The 18,383-nt window shown below is 41.0% G+C and carries 19 protein-coding genes; 11 read left to right on the top strand and 8 right to left on the bottom strand.

All coding sequences use genetic code 11. The features are described 5' to 3' along the window. Positions 1–41: 41 nt before the first annotated feature. From rimK to H8B21_RS09155, 4 genes are read right to left on the bottom strand one after another with little or no spacing between them, the layout of a single operon-like run. The gene (rimK, locus tag H8B21_RS09170; protein ID WP_190313472.1) at positions 42–977 is read right to left on the bottom strand and encodes a 30S ribosomal protein S6--L-glutamate ligase; all 936 of its coding nucleotides are present in this window, start codon (positions 975–977) and stop codon (positions 42–44) included. Positions 978–1,033: 56 nt separating this feature from the next. Continuing rightward, entirely contained in the window at positions 1,034–1,444 is a 411-nt protein-coding gene (locus H8B21_RS09165; RefSeq protein WP_190313471.1) for an ATP-dependent zinc protease family protein, read from the bottom strand. A 14-nt stretch (positions 1,445–1,458) separates the two neighbouring features. Beyond that, the gene (locus H8B21_RS09160) at positions 1,459–2,637 is read right to left on the bottom strand and encodes an AIR synthase related protein (RefSeq protein ID WP_190313470.1); all 1,179 of its coding nucleotides are present in this window, start codon (positions 2,635–2,637) and stop codon (positions 1,459–1,461) included. 34 nt (positions 2,638–2,671) lie between these two features. Further along, the gene (locus tag H8B21_RS09155; protein WP_190313469.1) at positions 2,672–3,166 is read right to left on the bottom strand and encodes a DNA-deoxyinosine glycosylase; all 495 of its coding nucleotides are present in this window, start codon (positions 3,164–3,166) and stop codon (positions 2,672–2,674) included. Positions 3,167–3,218: 52 nt separating this feature from the next. Between H8B21_RS09155 and H8B21_RS09150 the strand changes: the two genes are divergently transcribed. From H8B21_RS09150 to H8B21_RS09110, 9 genes are all read left to right on the top strand, one after another. Further along, positions 3,219–3,791: a UbiX family flavin prenyltransferase gene (locus H8B21_RS09150; RefSeq protein ID WP_190313468.1), complete on the top strand. Its 573-nt coding sequence runs from the start codon at positions 3,219–3,221 to the stop codon at positions 3,789–3,791. A 202-nt stretch (positions 3,792–3,993) separates the two neighbouring features. Continuing rightward, positions 3,994–5,262, top strand: coding sequence for a dihydroorotase (locus H8B21_RS09145; RefSeq protein ID WP_190313467.1), 1,269 nt, complete (start codon positions 3,994–3,996; stop codon positions 5,260–5,262). 3 nt (positions 5,263–5,265) lie between these two features. After that, entirely contained in the window at positions 5,266–5,934 is a 669-nt protein-coding gene (locus tag H8B21_RS09140; protein ID WP_190313466.1) for a hypothetical protein, read from the top strand. Between the two features lie 3 nt (positions 5,935–5,937). Further along, positions 5,938–6,576: a DUF4199 domain-containing protein gene (locus H8B21_RS09135; RefSeq protein WP_190313465.1), complete on the top strand. Its 639-nt coding sequence runs from the start codon at positions 5,938–5,940 to the stop codon at positions 6,574–6,576. A 1-nt stretch (position 6,577) separates the two neighbouring features. Then, complete coding sequence (locus H8B21_RS09130) at positions 6,578–7,528, top strand: glycosyltransferase family 2 protein (RefSeq protein ID WP_190313464.1); 951 nt, start codon at positions 6,578–6,580, stop codon at positions 7,526–7,528. Positions 7,529–7,531: 3 nt separating this feature from the next. Continuing rightward, positions 7,532–8,527, top strand: a complete 996-nt coding sequence (locus H8B21_RS09125) for a glycosyltransferase (protein ID WP_190313463.1) — start codon at positions 7,532–7,534, stop codon at positions 8,525–8,527. Positions 8,528–8,574: 47 nt separating this feature from the next. Further along, the gene (locus tag H8B21_RS09120) at positions 8,575–8,847 is read left to right on the top strand and encodes a hypothetical protein (RefSeq protein WP_190313462.1); all 273 of its coding nucleotides are present in this window, start codon (positions 8,575–8,577) and stop codon (positions 8,845–8,847) included. Beyond that, positions 8,844–9,614 carry an MBL fold metallo-hydrolase gene (locus H8B21_RS09115; protein ID WP_190313461.1) on the top strand — a complete coding sequence of 257 codons (771 nt, stop codon included), beginning with the start codon at positions 8,844–8,846 and terminating at the stop codon, positions 9,612–9,614. The genes H8B21_RS09120 and H8B21_RS09115 overlap by 4 nt, the downstream gene beginning before the upstream one ends. Positions 9,615–9,698: 84 nt before the next feature. Further along, positions 9,699–9,851: a lmo0937 family membrane protein gene (locus H8B21_RS09110; protein ID WP_130140517.1), complete on the top strand. Its 153-nt coding sequence runs from the start codon at positions 9,699–9,701 to the stop codon at positions 9,849–9,851. On the opposite strand, the gene H8B21_RS09105 is transcribed toward H8B21_RS09110, so the two are convergent. From H8B21_RS09105 to H8B21_RS09090, 4 genes are all read right to left on the bottom strand, one after another. After that, positions 9,848–10,546, bottom strand: coding sequence for a 2-C-methyl-D-erythritol 4-phosphate cytidylyltransferase (locus tag H8B21_RS09105; protein ID WP_190313460.1), 699 nt, complete (start codon positions 10,544–10,546; stop codon positions 9,848–9,850). The two genes, H8B21_RS09110 and H8B21_RS09105, sit on opposite strands and share 4 nt — an antisense overlap. 22 nt (positions 10,547–10,568) lie before the next feature. After that, the gene (locus tag H8B21_RS09100; RefSeq protein WP_190313459.1) at positions 10,569–13,604 is read right to left on the bottom strand and encodes an AAA family ATPase; all 3,036 of its coding nucleotides are present in this window, start codon (positions 13,602–13,604) and stop codon (positions 10,569–10,571) included. 2 nt (positions 13,605–13,606) lie between these two features. Further along, the gene (locus H8B21_RS09095; protein ID WP_190313458.1) at positions 13,607–14,833 is read right to left on the bottom strand and encodes a metallophosphoesterase family protein; all 1,227 of its coding nucleotides are present in this window, start codon (positions 14,831–14,833) and stop codon (positions 13,607–13,609) included. 72 nt (positions 14,834–14,905) lie between these two features. Continuing rightward, on the bottom strand, positions 14,906–15,184 hold the full coding sequence (locus H8B21_RS09090; RefSeq protein ID WP_190313457.1) for a SelT/SelW/SelH family protein: 279 nt from the start codon (positions 15,182–15,184) through the stop codon (positions 14,906–14,908). A gap of 118 nt (positions 15,185–15,302) precedes the next feature. Between H8B21_RS09090 and H8B21_RS09085 the strand changes: the two genes are divergently transcribed. Then, a complete protein-coding gene (locus tag H8B21_RS09085) occupies positions 15,303–15,644 on the top strand; it encodes a hypothetical protein (RefSeq protein WP_190313456.1) in 342 nt (113 codons plus the stop codon). Positions 15,645–16,100: 456 nt separating this feature from the next. Then, positions 16,101–18,377 (top strand): ATP-dependent helicase, encoded by a 2,277-nt coding sequence (locus H8B21_RS09080; protein WP_190313455.1) that lies wholly within the window; start codon positions 16,101–16,103, stop codon positions 18,375–18,377. Positions 18,378–18,383: the final 6 nt, after the last annotated feature.

The following is an 18,383-nucleotide window of genomic DNA, read 5'->3' as shown; positions in this document are numbered from 1 at the left end:
GCTAGCATAACACATATTTGGAAAGATTAAAAATAACGGGCTTACAGTTTGCTCTCTTTTTTCACCTTGCGTTTGGTATTTACAGCTCTTGCGGCCTGTGTGATAGCATATTGACCTTCTAGGTACTTCACAATCTCGCTGGCGATATCTTTCCCGGTCGCTGTTTCAATTCCTTCTAGTCCCGGTGACGAGTTGACCTCCAGGATGAGCGGCCCACGTGCGGAGGGAAGCATGTCTACTCCTGCTACGGTGAGTCCCATTGCTTTAGCTGCAGATACCGCTGTCTGTTTTTCCGCACGTGTTAGCTTGACAATTTCAGCGCTCCCGCCGCGGTGGAGATTCGACCGAAACTCTCCCTCTTTAGCCGTTCGTTTCATAGCACCGACCACTTTGCCATCCACAACAAATGCCCGGATATCAGTTCCTTTCGCTTCCTTAATATACTCCTGTATCAGAATGTTGTTGCCTAGGCCGTAGAAGGCTTCGATAACCGAAGAAGCGGCTTTCTTTGTTTCAGCCAATACGACACCTATGCCCTGTGTTCCTTCCAATAACTTAATAACTAATGGCGCGCCACCGACCATACTGATCAGATCGTCTACATCGGAAACTGAACGTGCGAAACCGGTAATCGGAAGACCGAGACCAGCTCCCGACAAAATCTGCATGCAACGCAGTTTATCCCGAGAACGGGTAATGGCTTGACTTGGGTTGGCAGATACGACACCCATTACTTCAAACTGACGCACGATGGCAGAGCCATAGAACGTCAGTGACGAACCGATTCGTGGGATAATGGCGTCAATATGGGATAAATCTTGTCCTTTATAATGAATAGTAGGTTTTCCCTGTTGAATGCCCACGTAGCATTTGCTGTGGTCGATGACTACGCAATGGTGTCCGCGGGATTGAACGGCTTCGACTAAACGTTTGGTCGAATAGAGGTTTTTATTTGTTGATAATACAGCAATATTCACGGGAAGTATTTTTTATAGTTAAAACAGATGAGTCTTATATAAGTTTCGGCGTATCGTTATATATTCTTTGCCAGATGATCGTGAGATACATCGACTAAGAATTTACCGCTAATGAAGTTTCTGCCCAACAGCATAGGATAGGACATAGAGGAACGATCTCTGACGGATAATTTGATATCGAATAGCTTGTTGAACAATTTTATCTTCGTTATAAAAATATGTCTTGTTTCAGATTGTCCGAAGGAGCTTTTTACTACGCGCTCCCGGTGGATAAGAAAAGTAAAGTCCGGGTGTCCTTGGATAGTACATCGGATATAGCGATGTCCATCTTTTTCGAAAATTTCAAATTGGTTGCAATGTAGTACAGAGGTTTCTGCACCCGTATCCACTTTTGCACAAATATTATAGAGTCCCAGCTCGGGGAGATCTACTGTTTCTATGCGGCCAATGATACGTTTCTCTTGCATTTTATCCTCGCTCCTTATTCATAGATAAACTCCCCGTGTGGCGAGCGAATAGTAACTTTCTTTGAGGTGGCCTCTTCTACACGCCCGATGATTTGCGCTGCAATACCGAACGATTCGGATATGTTGATGATATCCTCGGCAATTTCTTGCGGAACATACAGTTCCATGCGATGTCCCATATTAAATACTTTGTACATCTCTTCCCAAGCCGTGTTGGACTGTTTTTGAATGAGGTCAAACAGCGGTGGAATAGGAAATAAATTATCCTTGATGACATGCACATCTTCAACAAAATGTAATACTTTGGTTTGTGCCCCTCCGGAACAGTGAACCATCCCATCAATTTGCTGACGATATTTGTCGAGAATCGTCTTGATAACAGGAGCATACGTGCGTGTAGGGGAAAGGACAAGCTTGCCAGCAGTTACTTCTTTATCTTCGTTTACTTTTATCGGATCGATTAAATTGCAGCTACCGGAAAATACCAATTCATAAGGCACGGCAGGGTCATAGCTTTCCGGATACTTTTCAGCTACATATTTATGAAAAACATCATGGCGGGCCGATGTCAAACCATTGGAGCCCATGCCGCCGTTATATTCTTTTTCATAGCTTGCTTGTCCGTACGATGCTAATCCTACGATGACATTTCCTGCCTGGATACGGTGATTAGAAATGACATCCTCCCGTTTCATACGGCACGTTACGGTGCTGTCCACAATAATGGTACGTACTAAATCACCGACGTCAGCAGTTTCCCCTCCGGTGGAGTAGATGCCAATACCCAATTGCCGCAATTCCGCAAGAATATCCTCCGTGCCGTTGATAATTTCGGCGATGACTTCACCCGGAATAAGGTTTTTATTACGTCCGATGGTAGACGAGAGCAAGATATTGTCAACTGCACCTACACAAAGAAGATCATCTAGGTTCATGATAATCGCATCTTGGGCAATACCACGCCAAACAGAGCTGTCTCCCGTCTCTTTCCAGTAGACATAAGCCAGCGACGATTTTGTGCCCGCACCATCAGCGTGCATAATGTTGCACCAAGCTTCATCGCCCCCCAGTATATCGGGAATGATTTTACAGAAAGCTTTCGGGAATAGACCCTTGTCAATGTTCTTGATTGCATTGTGTACATCCTCTTTACCTGCGGACACACCCCTTTGGTTATATTTTAAGTCTGACATCGTATGTGCAAAAATAACAAACCCAATGATATTCCTATAATGGAAAGATAAAAAGTAATATATTCTCCCAAGCGCCTAACAGCCGTTCTTGATTAAAACTGGCGTTCGCGGGGCTAGTGCTCGGAAGTGTGATATACTTAATGCCGGTGGTTCGTTTAAAATACTTGTCAAATAGCTTTTGTGCTTTTTGTCCGTTAAAGCAAACAGCCTTGATATCAGGGTTATCTTGAAGCAACTGGTCTATCTTGTTAGGACTTTCCTCCAAGATGTCGGTGTCCATGCTACCTTTTCGAATAGCTGCTTCGCAAACATCCCATAAAGCAATATGATGTTGATGTAATAAGTTGACTCGGCTAGCATAGTCTATAGGAATAGGCGCGGATAGGAGTAAAGCCAAGGTCTTCCAAAAGCGATTTTGGGGATGTGCATAATATTGGTTTTCCTGTAACGATTTGTCTCCGGGCAGGGAACCTAAAATCAGAAGCTTGCTTTTTTCGGGAATAATGGGGGCGAATGATTTCTTGAACATGGTTCGAATTTAGAGAAATTCTTCGATTTTTAGTAGCTTTGTCTAGAACGTTATGAAGCAGAAGAAAAAAATAATCGTTGCTATTACCGGTGCTAGTGGATCAATATACGCAAAAGTATTGTTGGATAAATTAAGCAAGCTTAGTGATCAAGTGGCAGAAGTGGGCGTGGTGATGTCTGACAACGCAAAAGATGTGTGGAAATTTGAACTGGGGAATGATGATTATCAACATTATCCTTTTACTTTTTATAACAAGAATGATTTTATGGCGCCGTTTGCTTCGGGCTCTGCACGTTTTGAAACGATGATCGTTTGTCCATGCTCTATGGGTACATTGGGGCGTATTGCGCAAGGTATATCTTCTGATTTAACTACCCGTGCCGCAGATGTAGTATTAAAAGAACGTAGAAAGTTAGTGCTGGTTACGCGGGAGACACCGCTGAGTGCTATTCATATACAAAACATGAATCTGGTGACGCAAGCAGGAGGGATTATCTGTCCAGCAAGCCCGTCGTTTTACAGCCTTCCCAAAACATTCGAAGAACTAGCTACTACGGTGATAGACAGGGTACTTTCCCTCTGTGATATTGATGTGGATAGCTACGCTTGGGGCGACCAGCAATAAAAACCCACATTTTCAATATTGGTGTTTCGATATATTTTGTACATTTGTTCTTCAATGAAACAACGTATAAAATTGGATAATTGTATTCCATATTTCATTGGTTTATCTCAGGCAAAGCAGCATTGGTTTGTTCCTATATACGTTTTATTTACCTACCATTTTAATACATACTTTTTCTCATTACTTTGTTTAAATATTATTCATGGATAATATATTGATTTCTTCCGCTCAGCTTATATTGCCCGGTCATCCGCAGAATGGTAATATTGTTGATATACTTATTGAAAAAGGACGTATCAGCCGCGTAGCGCAGCATATAAAACCGACAAATAAAAAGTTACATGTTGTAGATGGAAAAGGAGGGGTGGTTTCAGCAGGTTTTTTTGATTTGCATGCTAATTTTGGCGAACCGGGTCTGGAAACGAAAGAAGATATCACAACCGGTACAGCAGCAGCGGCAGCTGGAGGATACACTGGAGTGGCAGTTTATCCTAACACGAATCCACCTATTCACGGCCGCTCGGAAGTAGCATTAGTGGTTAATTCAGCTAAAGGAAATATAGTAGATGTATACCCCGTGGGGACCATAAGCAAAAGACGCGAAGGAAAAGAGCTCGCGGAATTATACGATATGCAAATGGCGGGAGCGATTGCTTTCAGTGATGGAAATCATGCCGTTCAACAAGCGGGGCTAATGGGGCGGGCGTTGTTATATGCGAAGGGATTTGAGGGTTTAGTTATCTCTTTTGCAGAAGACGAATCTATAGGCGGCGGGCATCAGATGAACGAAGGGAGGATGAGCACCTACCTAGGCATGAAAGGGAAGCCAAACCTAGCAGAGTCACTTATGGTATCACGCGATTTGTTCCTGGCAGAATATAACGACGCTCGTATACATTTTACGAGCATTTCTACCGCAGAATCAGTAGATTTGATAAAAAAGGCAAAAGCGAAAGGATTGAATGTGACCTGTGATGTCGCTGCCCATAACCTGGTGTACACTGATGAAGAAGTGGTAGGTTTTGACAGTAATTTTAAGGTGAATCCGCCTTTACGGACTAAGCAGGATATAAAAGCGCTTTTAAAAGGGTTGAAAGAAGGTACGATAGATGCGGTCGTTTCGCAACATACACCACACGAAGTGGAGTATAAAAATGTAGAGTTTCATATTGCAAAAGAAGGTATTTTGGGTTTACAGACAACGTTACCTTTTTTAATTGAAGCGGGATTTACCGCTGATGATATTGTTCGATATCTAGCTGTACAACCCAGACAGGTGGTAGGGAAAGATATCCCGACATTTGAAGTAGGGAGCGAAGCCAATCTGGTGCTGTTTAATATGAACGAAAAATGGATGCTGAATACCAACACAAATAAGTCAAAATCGGAAAATAGTCCTGTGTTTGGTCAAGAATTAAGAGGTAAAGTAAAAGTAGTAATTAACCATGGTCAATTGGTTGAAATTAAATAAGATATGGATGCAAAAGTAAAAAAAGCGTTTAATGCTGGGATTCGCACGTACGCACAGATCGAAGGAATTGATGCAGAAACTTTTGAGATTGCATTGCAACAAGCTTTTGATAAAGAAGCACCTTTTATAGAAAAGGTACAAGCGTTGGATGAGGCTTTTGATGATCATCAACGATTTGAAGAGCTTCGGGAGATCTACTTCGATTTATTGATGGTCAATTTCTTTGCAGAGGATGTGAAGAAATTGGAAGAAGATTATTTGGATTCGCCGGAATGGGAAGCCATTGAAGAAGAAACAATCGATAGGGGTACCGAATTATTGAATATGTTTCTCTATCTGCAAGAGTGTGAGGATGACGATATTGATCCTTCTCTGGACGACTATTTGAAAGAATTCCTGCTGGTCGAAGAAGATGAGTTTCAGGATGAATATGCTATTTACGAGAAAGTAATCGCTAATCAGATTTTGGTAGATAGTACTTTTGTCGAAATAAATAAAGTAGCTTCATCACTATCCGCTCAAGATGAATTGAAAGAACTGTTTTATCCGTTAATGTCTTTCTTTAATGAACCATATCCGGAGGAGGAGCAGATAACGGAGTATTTAGATGCTTCCGACAATAAACCGTTGGACGGGGCTATTTACCAGATTATTGTAAACTTTAATAAATAAATTATGAATCACGATTTTAATTCAACTTTTCCTGCGGAAGAAGTAAAAAAAGAAGGTATTAAATATGGGGTTTATCTAGGCGTCATTTCTTTGGTGATAAGCATTGTGTCTATGTATGTGTTAGTAAACAGCTCGGATTTTAAGATAAGTTCTATTGTGACGGGAAGCGTTTCTTTTGTGCTCATGATTGCATTGGCGGCATATTTTGCTGTATTATTGAGAAAAGTAGCAGGCGGTTTTTGGAATTTTAGCCAAGCGTTGAAAGGCATATTTGTCATGTTGGCGATTTCGGTCATTATCTCTACTGTAGGAGGTGCTCTGTTCAATTTAGCCAATCCCGAGCCACAGCAAATCGTTTTCGACAAAACAATCAATTTGACGATTGAGACGATGGAAAGCATCGGGGCAGATGATGATCTTATTGATAAACAGGTGGCTGATTTAGAAAAACAAAGAGATGAGTTACGGGAGTTTTCTATTGGACAGAATCTTAAAGGTCTAGGTATAGCGTTAATTATGTATTTCGTCTTCGCTTTGATTCTCGCTGCTATCCTAAAACGTGAAAGACCTGGTTTTTTACCTATACAGAACGACTTGAATCAGACGGATAATGGAGGGCAATATAAGTCAGAGCAAGACTAATATGGATATATCGGTTGTTGTTCCTTTATATAACGAAGAAGAATCTTTACCCGAATTAACAGAGTGGATTCGTCGGGTAATGAATGAACACGGCTTTTCCTATGAAATTATTTTGGTGGATGATGGCAGTAATGACGCTTCCTGGAAAGTAATCGAAAGGCTTAAACTACAACATGAACAAATTGTGGGTATCAAATTTCGACGGAATTATGGCAAATCAGCAGCCTTAAATGTAGGCTTCGATGCAGCTCAGGGTGATGTGGTGATCACCATGGATGCTGATCTGCAGGATAGCCCTGATGAAATCCCCGAGTTGTATGACCGGATAAAGAACCGTGGTGCCGATTTGGTGTCGGGTTGGAAACAAAAGCGTTACGACCCGTTGACCAAAACGATTCCCACAAAGCTGTTTAATTCGGTAACGCGTAGTATGTCAGGAATCCACAATCTACATGATTTCAATTGCGGGTTAAAGGCCTATCGCAAAGATGTGGTAAAAAGTGTGGAGGTATATGGGGAAATGCATCGCTATATACCGGTCTTGGCGAAATGGGCGGGATTTAGGAATATACAAGAACAGATTGTTAAGCACTATCCTCGTAAATACGGAACGACAAAATTTGGTCCGGGTCGCTTTGTTAAAGGTTTTCTGGATTTACTTTCCATTTTTTTTGTCGGGAAGTTTGGTAAACGCCCGATGCATTTTTTTGGAACCATCGGTGTGTTGAGTTTCATGATCGGTTTCTTTATTACCTGTTACTTAATATTTGAGAAACTGAGAAGCATAGCGGAAGGCACCGTATACCGAAATATAACGGATCAACCTTTATTTTATCTCTCTCTTGTAGCGATCCTTATCGGAACGCAATTGTTTCTGACTGGTTTTATTGCCGAACTTGTTTCCCGTAATTCCTCCGAACGAAACCAATATCATATCGAAAAAGAAATTTAGCGTATGTTTTTCTCGATTGTGATTCCTTTGTACAACCGACCACAGGAGATTCGCGAGCTTTTGGAATCATTAACCCAACAACAATATTCACCTTTTGAGGTCATTGTGGTGGAAGACGGCTCGTCTAAACCTGCCAAATATGTTGTGGAAAGTTACCGCGACAGGCTCGATGTTCATTATTATGAGAAGAACAACGAAGGGCAGGGGTTTGCACGCAATTTTGGCTTTGCTCAGGCAAAAGGAGATTATTTTATTGTTTTTGACTCGGATATTATCGTGCCGGAGGATTATTTACAGCAGGTAGCTACCGGTATACGACGTGATGGTTGGGATGCTTTTGGCGGGCCAGATGCTGCGCATCCATCCTTTACAGATATTCAAAAAGCTATATCCTATTCGATGACCAGCCCGTTTACTACGGGAGGGATCCGGGGAAATAAACAACACGTAGGGGAGTTTCATCCACGGAGTTTTAACATGGGAATATCCAAAAAAGTTTATGAACAAACACAGGGATTTAAATTGGCCCGTCGTTCAGAAGATATTGAATTTAGCATCCGGATGATTCAACAGGGTTTTCGTGTCGGATTAATTCCCGAAGCATTTGTATATCACAAACGTAGATCTACATTTGAACAATTTTTTAAGCAAACCTATAGTTTTGGAAAAGGGCGTATCGATATTTATAAACTTTTCCCCCAAGAGCTGAAGCTGGTGCACGCCCTGCCTGCCTTTTTTGTGGTGGGTTTATCCGGATTGATATTATTAAATCTGATCAATTGGGGAAGTCTGGGGAAAATACCGGTATTACCGCTACTTTGCAGTATCGGCAATATAGTGCTTCTGATTTATACCTTCTTGTTGTTCTTACACGCTTGGTTTAGCACAAAAAGTATTCGTGTTGCCGGATTGGGGATCGTGGCTGCCTATACACAATTGATAGCCTATGGGTTAGGTTTTATAACAAACTATATGGAACGGGTCGTGTGGAAAAAATAGGACGCATTACTACCAGATAATAGGATAAAGTTTTATAATTTAGAATCGTGCTAGCATTCACTCAACATAATTTAGGAAAACTAGAAGACCTTTTTGCCGCGTTGGGTTATCGGGTCCGGTATGAAAAAGGTTCTTTTCGTACAGGTGCATGTGTACTTCAAAATACACGGGTTATCGTCGTTAACAGGTTTTCAAACTTGGAAGTTAGGATTCAGTCGTTAATACTATTACTGCGTGATATGGAGGTAGACACATCGCTATTGGATGAGAAGAAGAGAGATTTTTATAAAGTGATCAAGAAAGAAGAGGCGACACTTTGAGGGTAACTTTTTTAGGTACAGGAACTTCACAGGGGGTACCCGTTATAGCATGCCAGTGTGCGGTATGCCAGTCTACCGATACACGTGATAAGCGCCTGCGTACGTCCATCATGATCCAACTGGATGACAATACAAATATTGTTGTTGATACAGGGCCGGATTTTCGGTATCAGATGCTGCGGGAAGATGTGCGTCGTCTGGACGCGGTGTTGGTTACGCATGCCCATAAAGATCATACTGCGGGGATGGATGATGTTCGTGCTTTTAACTATCAACAGCAGCAATCTATTCCTATATATGGAACAGCCCTCACGCATGAATCGCTAAAGCGTGAGTTCTATTATGCTTTTGGCGAACAGAAATATCCGGGCGTGCCTCGCTTGGAACTTAGGCCGATTGTGGCGGGGGAAACCTTTCGCGTAGGTACGCAGAGTTTCATACCCATCGAAGTGATGCATTATAAGATGCCTGTAATGGGCTTTCGTATAGGGAATTTTGTATATATCACAGATGCCAAGACCGTTTCGGAGGAATCAAGGTCATTGTTGAAAGGTGTAGATATACTGGTTGTAAATGCTTTGCAGGAAGAACCGCATATATCCCACTTTACTAAAGATGAAGCAATCGCATTTGCCGAAGAAATAAAAGCCAAAACAACTTATTTAACGCATATCAGCCACCGGTTTGGGAAGCATGCTGAGATCGAGAAGACTCTTCCAGACGGCATCCAAGTAGCTTATGATAGACTTGTTATTGATGTTCAATAAAGAAAACGGAATCCCATTTTAAAACTTTTCTGACTATTCCCTGTTCTATTATAGAAAATAGTGTTAATTTAATTTCAATAAGTCATGGGAAATATTCTTTATTTAATCGCAGTTATTTTGGTTATTATTTGGGCTGTTAGCTTTTTTGGCGGATACGCTTCAGGAGGTATTATCCATATCCTCTTGGTGATTGCTATTATTGCTATTCTTTTACGGGTTATACGAGGGGCAGCCTAATAGTTTAATGATTTTAAATAAAACTGGGCTATAGAAATGTCTTCCGGAAAGGTGATCTTGATATTTCGATGATCACCGTGGATAAGATGTATATTATAGCCCAGTTTTTCTACTACAGAGGCGTCATCTGTAAAAGAAGGTAATTCGTCTTGTTGAAATGCCTGATATAGAATGTGACCCTGAAACGTTTGAGGCGTTTGTACAATCCAAACCTCCTTTCTATCTAATGCTTTATTTTCTACTTCATTTCCCTGCCGGATAGAATTTGTACTCGGTACCGCTAAAACAGTAGCCGCATGTTGAAGAGTTTGTTCAAAACAGGCCTCTATTGTTGCCGATGTGATAACTGGACGGGCGGCATCATGAACGGCGATAAGCGTATTGTCCAAAAACTGATGCTGTCGTTCTGCGATGTGACGTATACCATTCAGGACGCTTTGAAAGCGTGTCTCTCCACCGGTAATGACAGTATGAGGAATCTGGAAGTCATGTTTGTCGCACAACTCATCCCAAAAGGAGAACATATCCGCGTGCAATACCAATATCAATCGGATTTCACTCTCGGTATTGGCAAATCTCTCCAGCGTATGCATGACCACAGGTTTTCCATCAAGTAATAGAAACTGCTTCGGCAAATCACTTTTCATTCGGCTTCCCGATCCCCCGGCAACAATAATGGCGTATCTATTTTGCATGTTGTAAGTTAGAAATAAACAATCAATTATACCGTAATTGACTTCCCTTTTCTGCATCATTCACTACGGTAATAGCCCGCGGAATACGCTCTTTTAGCTCCTCCACATGGGAAATAATACCGACGATACGGTTATCTCTATTCAGATATTGCAATGTTTCAAACACGGTATTCATACTTTCGGGATCTTGGGTACCAAAACCTTCATCAATGAAGAAGAAATTCTTGTCTGCCTTGTTCATTGACTGGATGCTTTCTGCCAATGCAAGGGCAAGACAGAGCGAAGCCTGGAACGCTTGTCCTCCTGAAAGTGTTTTTACAGAGCGTTTAAAACCGTTGTGCAAGAAATCCACTACCTCAAATTCATTATTTTCATTAATAGTGAGACTTAGGTTGTTTTTTGTCAAGCGATGAAAACGTTGATTGGCAATCTCGCACAAACGCTGCAAATGTATGCTGGATACATAGTTGACGAAGCCAGATCCACGGAAAAGGTTTTCTAAAGTGGTCAAATTACTTTTTCGGAGTGTCAGCTTCTCGTATTCTTCCAATAATTTTTCTTTTTTCGCAAATTCTACACGTAAACGGGCATGTTCTTTTTCTAAAGCTCCTGTTACGCGAATCTGTAATTCCAGCTCCTCACGCTTTAAGGTGTGGAGCGTTGTCTTCTCTTGATAGATCGATTCCTCGTAAGCATCAAGCGCAACACGTTTTTCCAAATCGGCAATGTTGCGTAAAAGAACTTGTAGGTTTAAATTGAATTCCTGTATAGTTTTACGGTTGCGATCTACATCCATATTCTTTTGAAGAATATGTTGTACCTGGATAATATCACTGTAGCCATGTTCCTTCAGTAATGTGGAGATTTCTGCTTGCTTACTGTTGAGTTGTTGATAGAGCTGTTGGAACTGTTCTTTTGATGCAGCTCGCTCACCATTAATATGCGCGAACTCCGTTCTTAAAGATTGGATAGATTCAGAGAGTCGTTTATGACTTTCCTCCAGAAATATAATCTTATTTTCTGTTTTTCGTGTCTTGTTTGTGAGCTCTATTTCATTAAAATGTTCAAAGTCAATTATTTTCAACCTCTTGATCCGTAGTGTGTTTTGTCGGTTTAACTGATCTAATACAATAATACTTTGCTCAAATTCTGCAAGGGAGTTTTTATATTTTTCTATTTTCGATTGGCAAGTTTGCCACAGTGCGCGGAGATTTTTTAAGTTGGCTTCGCCCGATTTGATGTGGGTTTCCGCAAGATAATTTTTATCTTTATAAGTGAGAAAGGCTGTCTTGTCCTTGGGGGAAAACTCTTCCCATCGGAATTGTTCACGATGGATTTTAAGTTTCTCTTCCATATTTTGGACGTTAGTTTCTGATTGGGTCAATTGTGTTTTTTTATCCCGCCACCGTATGGATGCAGCTGTTAAAGCTTGATGGCTTGCTTTGAGTTGCTGTAGGTGCTGCTTTATCTCTACTTGCTTGTCCATTATTTCCTGTATCTTGACAGCCATATTGTGGTTTGCCATAGGGGACGGATGATCTAATGCGCCACATAAGGGGCAGGGTTGCCCGTCGACAAGATTATCGGCAAACTCTGATAGTTTTGCCTGCACTTTTAAATGCGTTTCCTCCTGTTGTAAAGAAGTAAGCTCGGTGTTTAATTCTATTTCCTGCTGGAGTAAGGTTGATTCCCAACCGTCAATTGATGTTGACCGTTCTTCAAAAATTTTTGCTGTTTGTATTAATTCGTTCTGGAGTTGTTGGTTCTGTGCTTTTAGTTCCATGACAGAGGCGCTGATATTGTCATCAGTTTGATACCAGGATTCTAGCGCTAGCAACACCGATGTATCCACCCGTGTATTTTTAAGTTCATCTAATCGTTTTTCTTCGCTTTCTATAGATGCCAAAAGTTTTTTTTCTTCGTCTTGAGCTTGTAAGAGATAGGGTTTTCCATCTTGTACGCGTTTGTTGAGCGTCTCTTGCTGTTTCTTGTTTTGAAGTATAGTGGAAATCACCTTTAGGTCTTCACTTTCCGCTTTAAATAAATCCAACTGTTGATAATCAACCGCTATTTTCTCCCATTCAGTCTCCTCTTTTTCCAAACGGTTTAAAACTTCGCTCTTACGCACAGTAAGTTGCTCGATCTTATGTGTGAGTTGCTCTTTTTCCTTGTTTAAGCTATGCGTAGTATTTAGGATTTCCCTAAAAGCTAATTGGGTGATCTCATATGTGCGCAACTCTTTTTCCAACTGGGTGATTCGGGGCTGTTCCAGAAGATATTCTTGTACATCTTCTTTTTTCTGCATCAATTCGTCCCGCGTTTTTTTACTCTCCGTAAGTCGGCTGACCTCTTTTTCTAACGATGCGGTTTCCTCTTTTACCGTAGCGAGATGTTTCTGTGCTGTTTCGAGCTCCTGTTGCTTACTGTCTAATATTTCCATACTGACCGTATCAAAACCAGAGAGTGCTCCGTTTAACTGTTCCAGTTTGCTGTTATTTTGCCGTTGCAGTATCGACACTTTAGGCCCCAGATCAAAACGATCAAGGTTGAAGATGTCTTTCATCATCTCGGATCTGTCCTTACCTCGTAATTCCAGAAATTCTTTGAATTGTCCTTGTGGAATAATGATCGTCCTTCGGAAATTCGGATAGGTGAGCTGTGTTACGATTGTTCCATCGTTCGAATCTAACGGTATCCACGCGCCATCTTTCCACTCATAGGCATAGCGCTCCAACGATGTCGTATCCTCAAATTTTTTTCGTCGTTTCCATTGTGCAGTGAATCGAAATTTTCGTCCTTCGTAATTTAGAAACTCAAATACGATATTAGCACCGTCCGAGCGAAGATTGAGCATATTGTAAGCTCTTTTCTCTTGCTTGTTTAATCTTTCGGTCTCTCCATATAAAGCAAAGCTAATAGCTTCAAGTATACTCGACTTACCCGATCCCACTTTTCCAAAAATACCAAATAGGCCGGCTTCTGTTAAATGGGTAAAATCAATCTCTTGTTTATCTCGATACGAATATAATCCTTCTATACTTAAATAAAGTGGTAACATGCTTAATCCTCCGTTTCCGTTTCACAATGAATGACCTCGTTCAACAAATCCATTAATTCCGGATTAGGCTGTTGCCCTAGTCGATGTTGAAAATAATCCTTAAAAAGCGCATCAATATTCTGATCGAGATTGATGGGCTGGGTATGCGCAGGATTAGATGTTGTTTGTTGTACGATGGGGATGATATGAATGATGCCGTTGTGTGCTTCATGTATTCGTTTCATATCCGCGGAACTGAGGAACGTATCACTCATCAGTGTCAGCTCGACGAGCGTATCGGGATTTTCGTTTAACCATAATACGGCAGCATCAATATCCTTAAATCGCTTACGGTGTAGTTTCTTTCCAGAAGAAAGTGGAACAAATTGGTATTGCGCTGGTTGCTCCGGAACAACTTCTACGATGACAACGCCCTTTGCCTGTCCTGCCTCTGAAAAAGAGTAGGCGAGCGGGCTACTTGGATAAACTACTGGACGTTTTTCATCGCCGATATTCTGAAACCGATGAAGATGCCCTAATGCGGTGTACTGAATTTGCAGTGGGATAGCATCGGAATAGACGAGATCCGCGTGCCCGACCTTAATGGGTTTTTCTCCCTCAGGTTCTTCCAATATTTCTCCACCGCGTTGTAACATATACAAGTGAGTGGTTAACAAGTTTACGCCTTGATTGTCACAATGTATATTTCCGATGGTGAGCCAGTGTTTTCTTAAAAGCTCGTTGAGTTGTTGTGCTTTATCTTCCAACCCTAAGAATTGTTTTAACCGAAGTTCATTGGCAAATGGAGTATGGATAATGCGCAATGGGTAGTTATATTGGGGTAGTGATATTTCCAGAAACCCTGGGGTTGTCGTATTAATAGAGAAACCATTCTTGGTATGAAAGGGTTGGATAATTGCCTGTGGGTAACCAATAAAGATGATTCCACATTCACGGGCGAGTACATCGGGTGCATCGATTCGGTCTGCACTATCGTGGTTTCCGGCTATAGCGATGACGGGACGCAATCCTTCACGGCTAAGCTGTCGCAATGTTTTATAAAGTAGTTCTACGGCTTCAACAGGTGGATTGAAGGCGTCGAAAAGATCGCCCGCTATAATAACAGCGTCTACTCCTTCTCCATCTGCTATTTCACATATTTCAGTTAATACCGCGCGCTGCTCTTCCAATCTCGAGAAATAATCCAACCGTTTGCCTAAGTGCCAGTCGCTAGTATGTAATATCTTCATTAACGCATTTTTTTATTCTGTCCTATGTTATTAGAAATTAAAATTAAAGTTAACGAAAATTATGCCATGTCCTTATTTCTTGTCAGAATGTCCCAAATCTTTGTCCGGATTAACCATATTCCGGACTAACTGCTTTAGTTCTTTGATTTCTGGAAATCGACCTTCTTTTTTCCTGTCAAAAATAACTTCTCCATCAATTGCTATAGAAAAACGTCCACTGATTTCGCTCGGTACCAAAGTGATACCATAAAGGTCGTCTACGAACGTTGTTAACAATTCTTGCGCCATGTAAGCAGACCGGAGCATCCATCCACATTTTGGGCAATATAAAATGGTGATAGTAGGTTTCATATTTTACAGATTATTTTGTTCAAAAATAAAAATATATTTTTTCCTTGTATATATACAAAGTAGTTTTTAAATTAGTAGTTCATAATTCAGGCCGCTAGAGCATGGCGGTAAGTTATAATTGGTTTTACAAAGGTTTCTAGCCGCCCGGCTGGAAACCTTTATTATTTTATTGGTCATTTTTGCACTCCTTCTTGATACATTCAGCGAATTTCATTCACCCCCATATGAGGATACACTGACAAAATTATTTATAGCACAAATCGGTTATTTCCCTCTCGGCAGGGCTGCGTTTGAGATTGTTGAAGTTCTCGGGCTCGCTCATGTTTCTGTTTCCCAAAACAATGTTCCTATGCAGCCAACAGATGAAGTTGTTCTCTGCCAGGATGTATCTACCATAGGAAAACGTAAAGCTATTCTTACAGAAAGTGAAGCCGTTTTCCTCGGGGATGTTCCTGTTTAAACCAAACATATTCCTCTTTTGATAAAAGATGAAGCTATTACACCAAATGATAAGGCTATTTTGAAAAAACATGAAGTTAACCCGTTCGTAGATGAAGTTATTTTTTTTAGAAGATGGAGCCATTCTGCCAAAAGATGAAGTCGTTTTTCGAAAAGATGAAGCTGTTTTTAGAGCTTAGTTTTTTCAATACGAATGCAAGAAACAGCCTTAATAATATTGTTATCCTTGTTTTCTTTATATAAAGTAGCCGAATTAGCATGTAAAAAGGTTCAAAAACGCGCCAGAAAGTTTTTTGGGATATCCCTAAAATAGACGCGTTTTTGAACCATCATGTGGCAATAAATGCTATAATAAAAGCGTATTACACTAACTAGAACAATAGACAAGTCAATTATTTTTCTTAATTTTACAGCTACTTTTTGTTAGTGCTTGTCATAAAAAAATTAGGAGAAAATTTTGGATTATTTAGCAGGATTAAACCCTTCGCAACGGGCAGCTGTGGAGCAGACGGAAGGACCAGTGATGATTGTTGCCGGTGCGGGTTCGGGAAAGACGCGCGTCATTACCTATCGTGTAGCACATTTGATTCGGAAGGGTGTAGACCCTTTTAATATCTTAGTGCTTACCTTTACCAATAAAGCTGCAAAAGAGATGCGGGAGCGTATCATGAGCGTTGTGGGGCAAGAGGCAAAGAATATATGGATGGGAACTTTTCACTCCGTATTTGCCCGCATTCTTCGTGTAGAAGCAGAACTCATCGGCTATCCCCGGAATTTTACGATATATGATACAGACGATACAAAAAGCTTGATCCGTGCCATTCTAAAAGAAATGAACCTCGACGATAAGCTATACAATGCCAATCATGTATACGGGCGTATTTCTTCTGCTAAAAATAATCTGATATCTCCCCAGGAATACAATAAGAACGAGGCTATTATAGCTGAAGACATTGCAAATGGACGTCCACAGATGGGGCAGATATACATGACCTATGCGCAGCGTTGTTATCGGGCAGGGGCCATGGATTTTGACGATCTTCTGTTTAAAACAAATGTGTTGTTAAATAAGTATCCGGAAGTGCTGCACAAATACCAACATCAATTTAAATACCTGATGGTGGATGAGTATCAAGATACAAATTTTTCTCAATATCTTATTGTGAAAAGATTGGCTGCGGTCAATGAAAATATTTGTGTAGTAGGGGACGACGCACAGAGTATCTATGCATTTCGCGGCGCGAATATCCAAAATATCTTAAATTTTCAAAAGGATTATCCAGACGTTCAAATCTTTAAACTGGAGCAGAACTACCGTTCTACAAAAATGATTGTCAATGCGGCAAACAGCGTTATTGAGAAGAACCAAAATCAGTTGGAAAAGAATGTTTTTTCAGAAAATGAGGACGGGGAAAAAATAAAGGTTGCCCGTGCGTTTTCTGATAATGAAGAGGGTAAAATCGTAGCGGAAGCGATTACGCAAGAACGTGCATTAAAAAATTTGCGATATAAAGATTTCGCCATTTTATACCGAACAAACGCGCAATCCCGCGCGATGGAAGAGGCATTGCGAAAAATCAATGTTCCTTATAAACTATATGGTGGTACATCGTTCTATCAACGTAAGGAAATCAAAGATCTGATTGCATATTTTCGTTTGACGTTCAACCCCAATGATGAAGAAGCATTAAAGCGCGTCATCAACTATCCGCGTAGAGGGATAGGAGATACCACGTTAGAGAAGATTTTGGTGGCTGCCGACCAGCAACAATATCGATTGTGGGAGGTCGTGGTTAATGCACAGATGTTTCTAGACGGACGAAGTGCCAATGCAGTAGGTAATTTTGGACTAATGATTCAAAGTTTCCAGGCTGTGGCAAAAACCAACTCGGCGTTTGATACAGCGATGCATATTGCACAACATTCCGGTATATTGAAAGATCTCTATGAAGATAAATCGGTTGAAGGGCTTAGTCGTTATGAAAATATCCAAGAATTGTTGAACGGTATAAAGGAATTTTCAGAACGTGAAGACATTGAAGAGAAGGGGCTCGATGTGTTCATGCAGGATATTGCTTTGTTGACCAATGATGATAACGACAAAGATCCAAATGCAGATACGGTATCCTTGATGACGATACATGCGTCAAAAGGATTGGAATTTCCAGTGGTATTCATTGTTGGACTGGAAGAAAACCTCTTCCCTTCGCAACTTTCTCTCAATTCCCGTTCGGAGCTAGAGGAAGAAAGACGGCTTTTCTATGTAGCGGTGACGCGTGCGGAGAAAAAACTGCATTTGTCCTATGCCACATCGCGTTATCGCTGGGGAACACTCAACAATTGTGAGCCTAGCCGTTTTTTGGATGAGCTGAATCCGGCTTGTTTGGAGCTTGATTTTAAACCCCGGAGTACCATTATGGAAACAGGGGGCAGTTTTCAGTCGGAGCGTATGGCCTGGAAGCAGAAAGATACGGAATCATTTTCAAAACCAAAGCCAAAAATAATCAAAACGACTTCGATATTGCCGAAGGCACATGTTCCTACACCGGGCTTTGCGCCGTCAGATACGTCTGTGTTACAAGTGGGGATGGAAGTAGAACACGAACGGTTCGGATTTGGAAAAGTAGTGAACCTAGAAGGTAACCGGCCGGATATAAAAGCAACTATTTTCTTTAAAGAGTTGGGACAGAAACAATTGTTGCTTAAATTTGCAAAACTTAGAATAGTACAATAATAGATA

The sequence above is a fragment of the Sphingobacterium chuzhouense genome, assembly GCF_014692525.1.
Taxonomy (GTDB): domain Bacteria; phylum Bacteroidota; class Bacteroidia; order Sphingobacteriales; family Sphingobacteriaceae; genus Sphingobacterium; species Sphingobacterium chuzhouense.
This window is presented reverse-complemented; position numbering and strand designations above follow the sequence as displayed.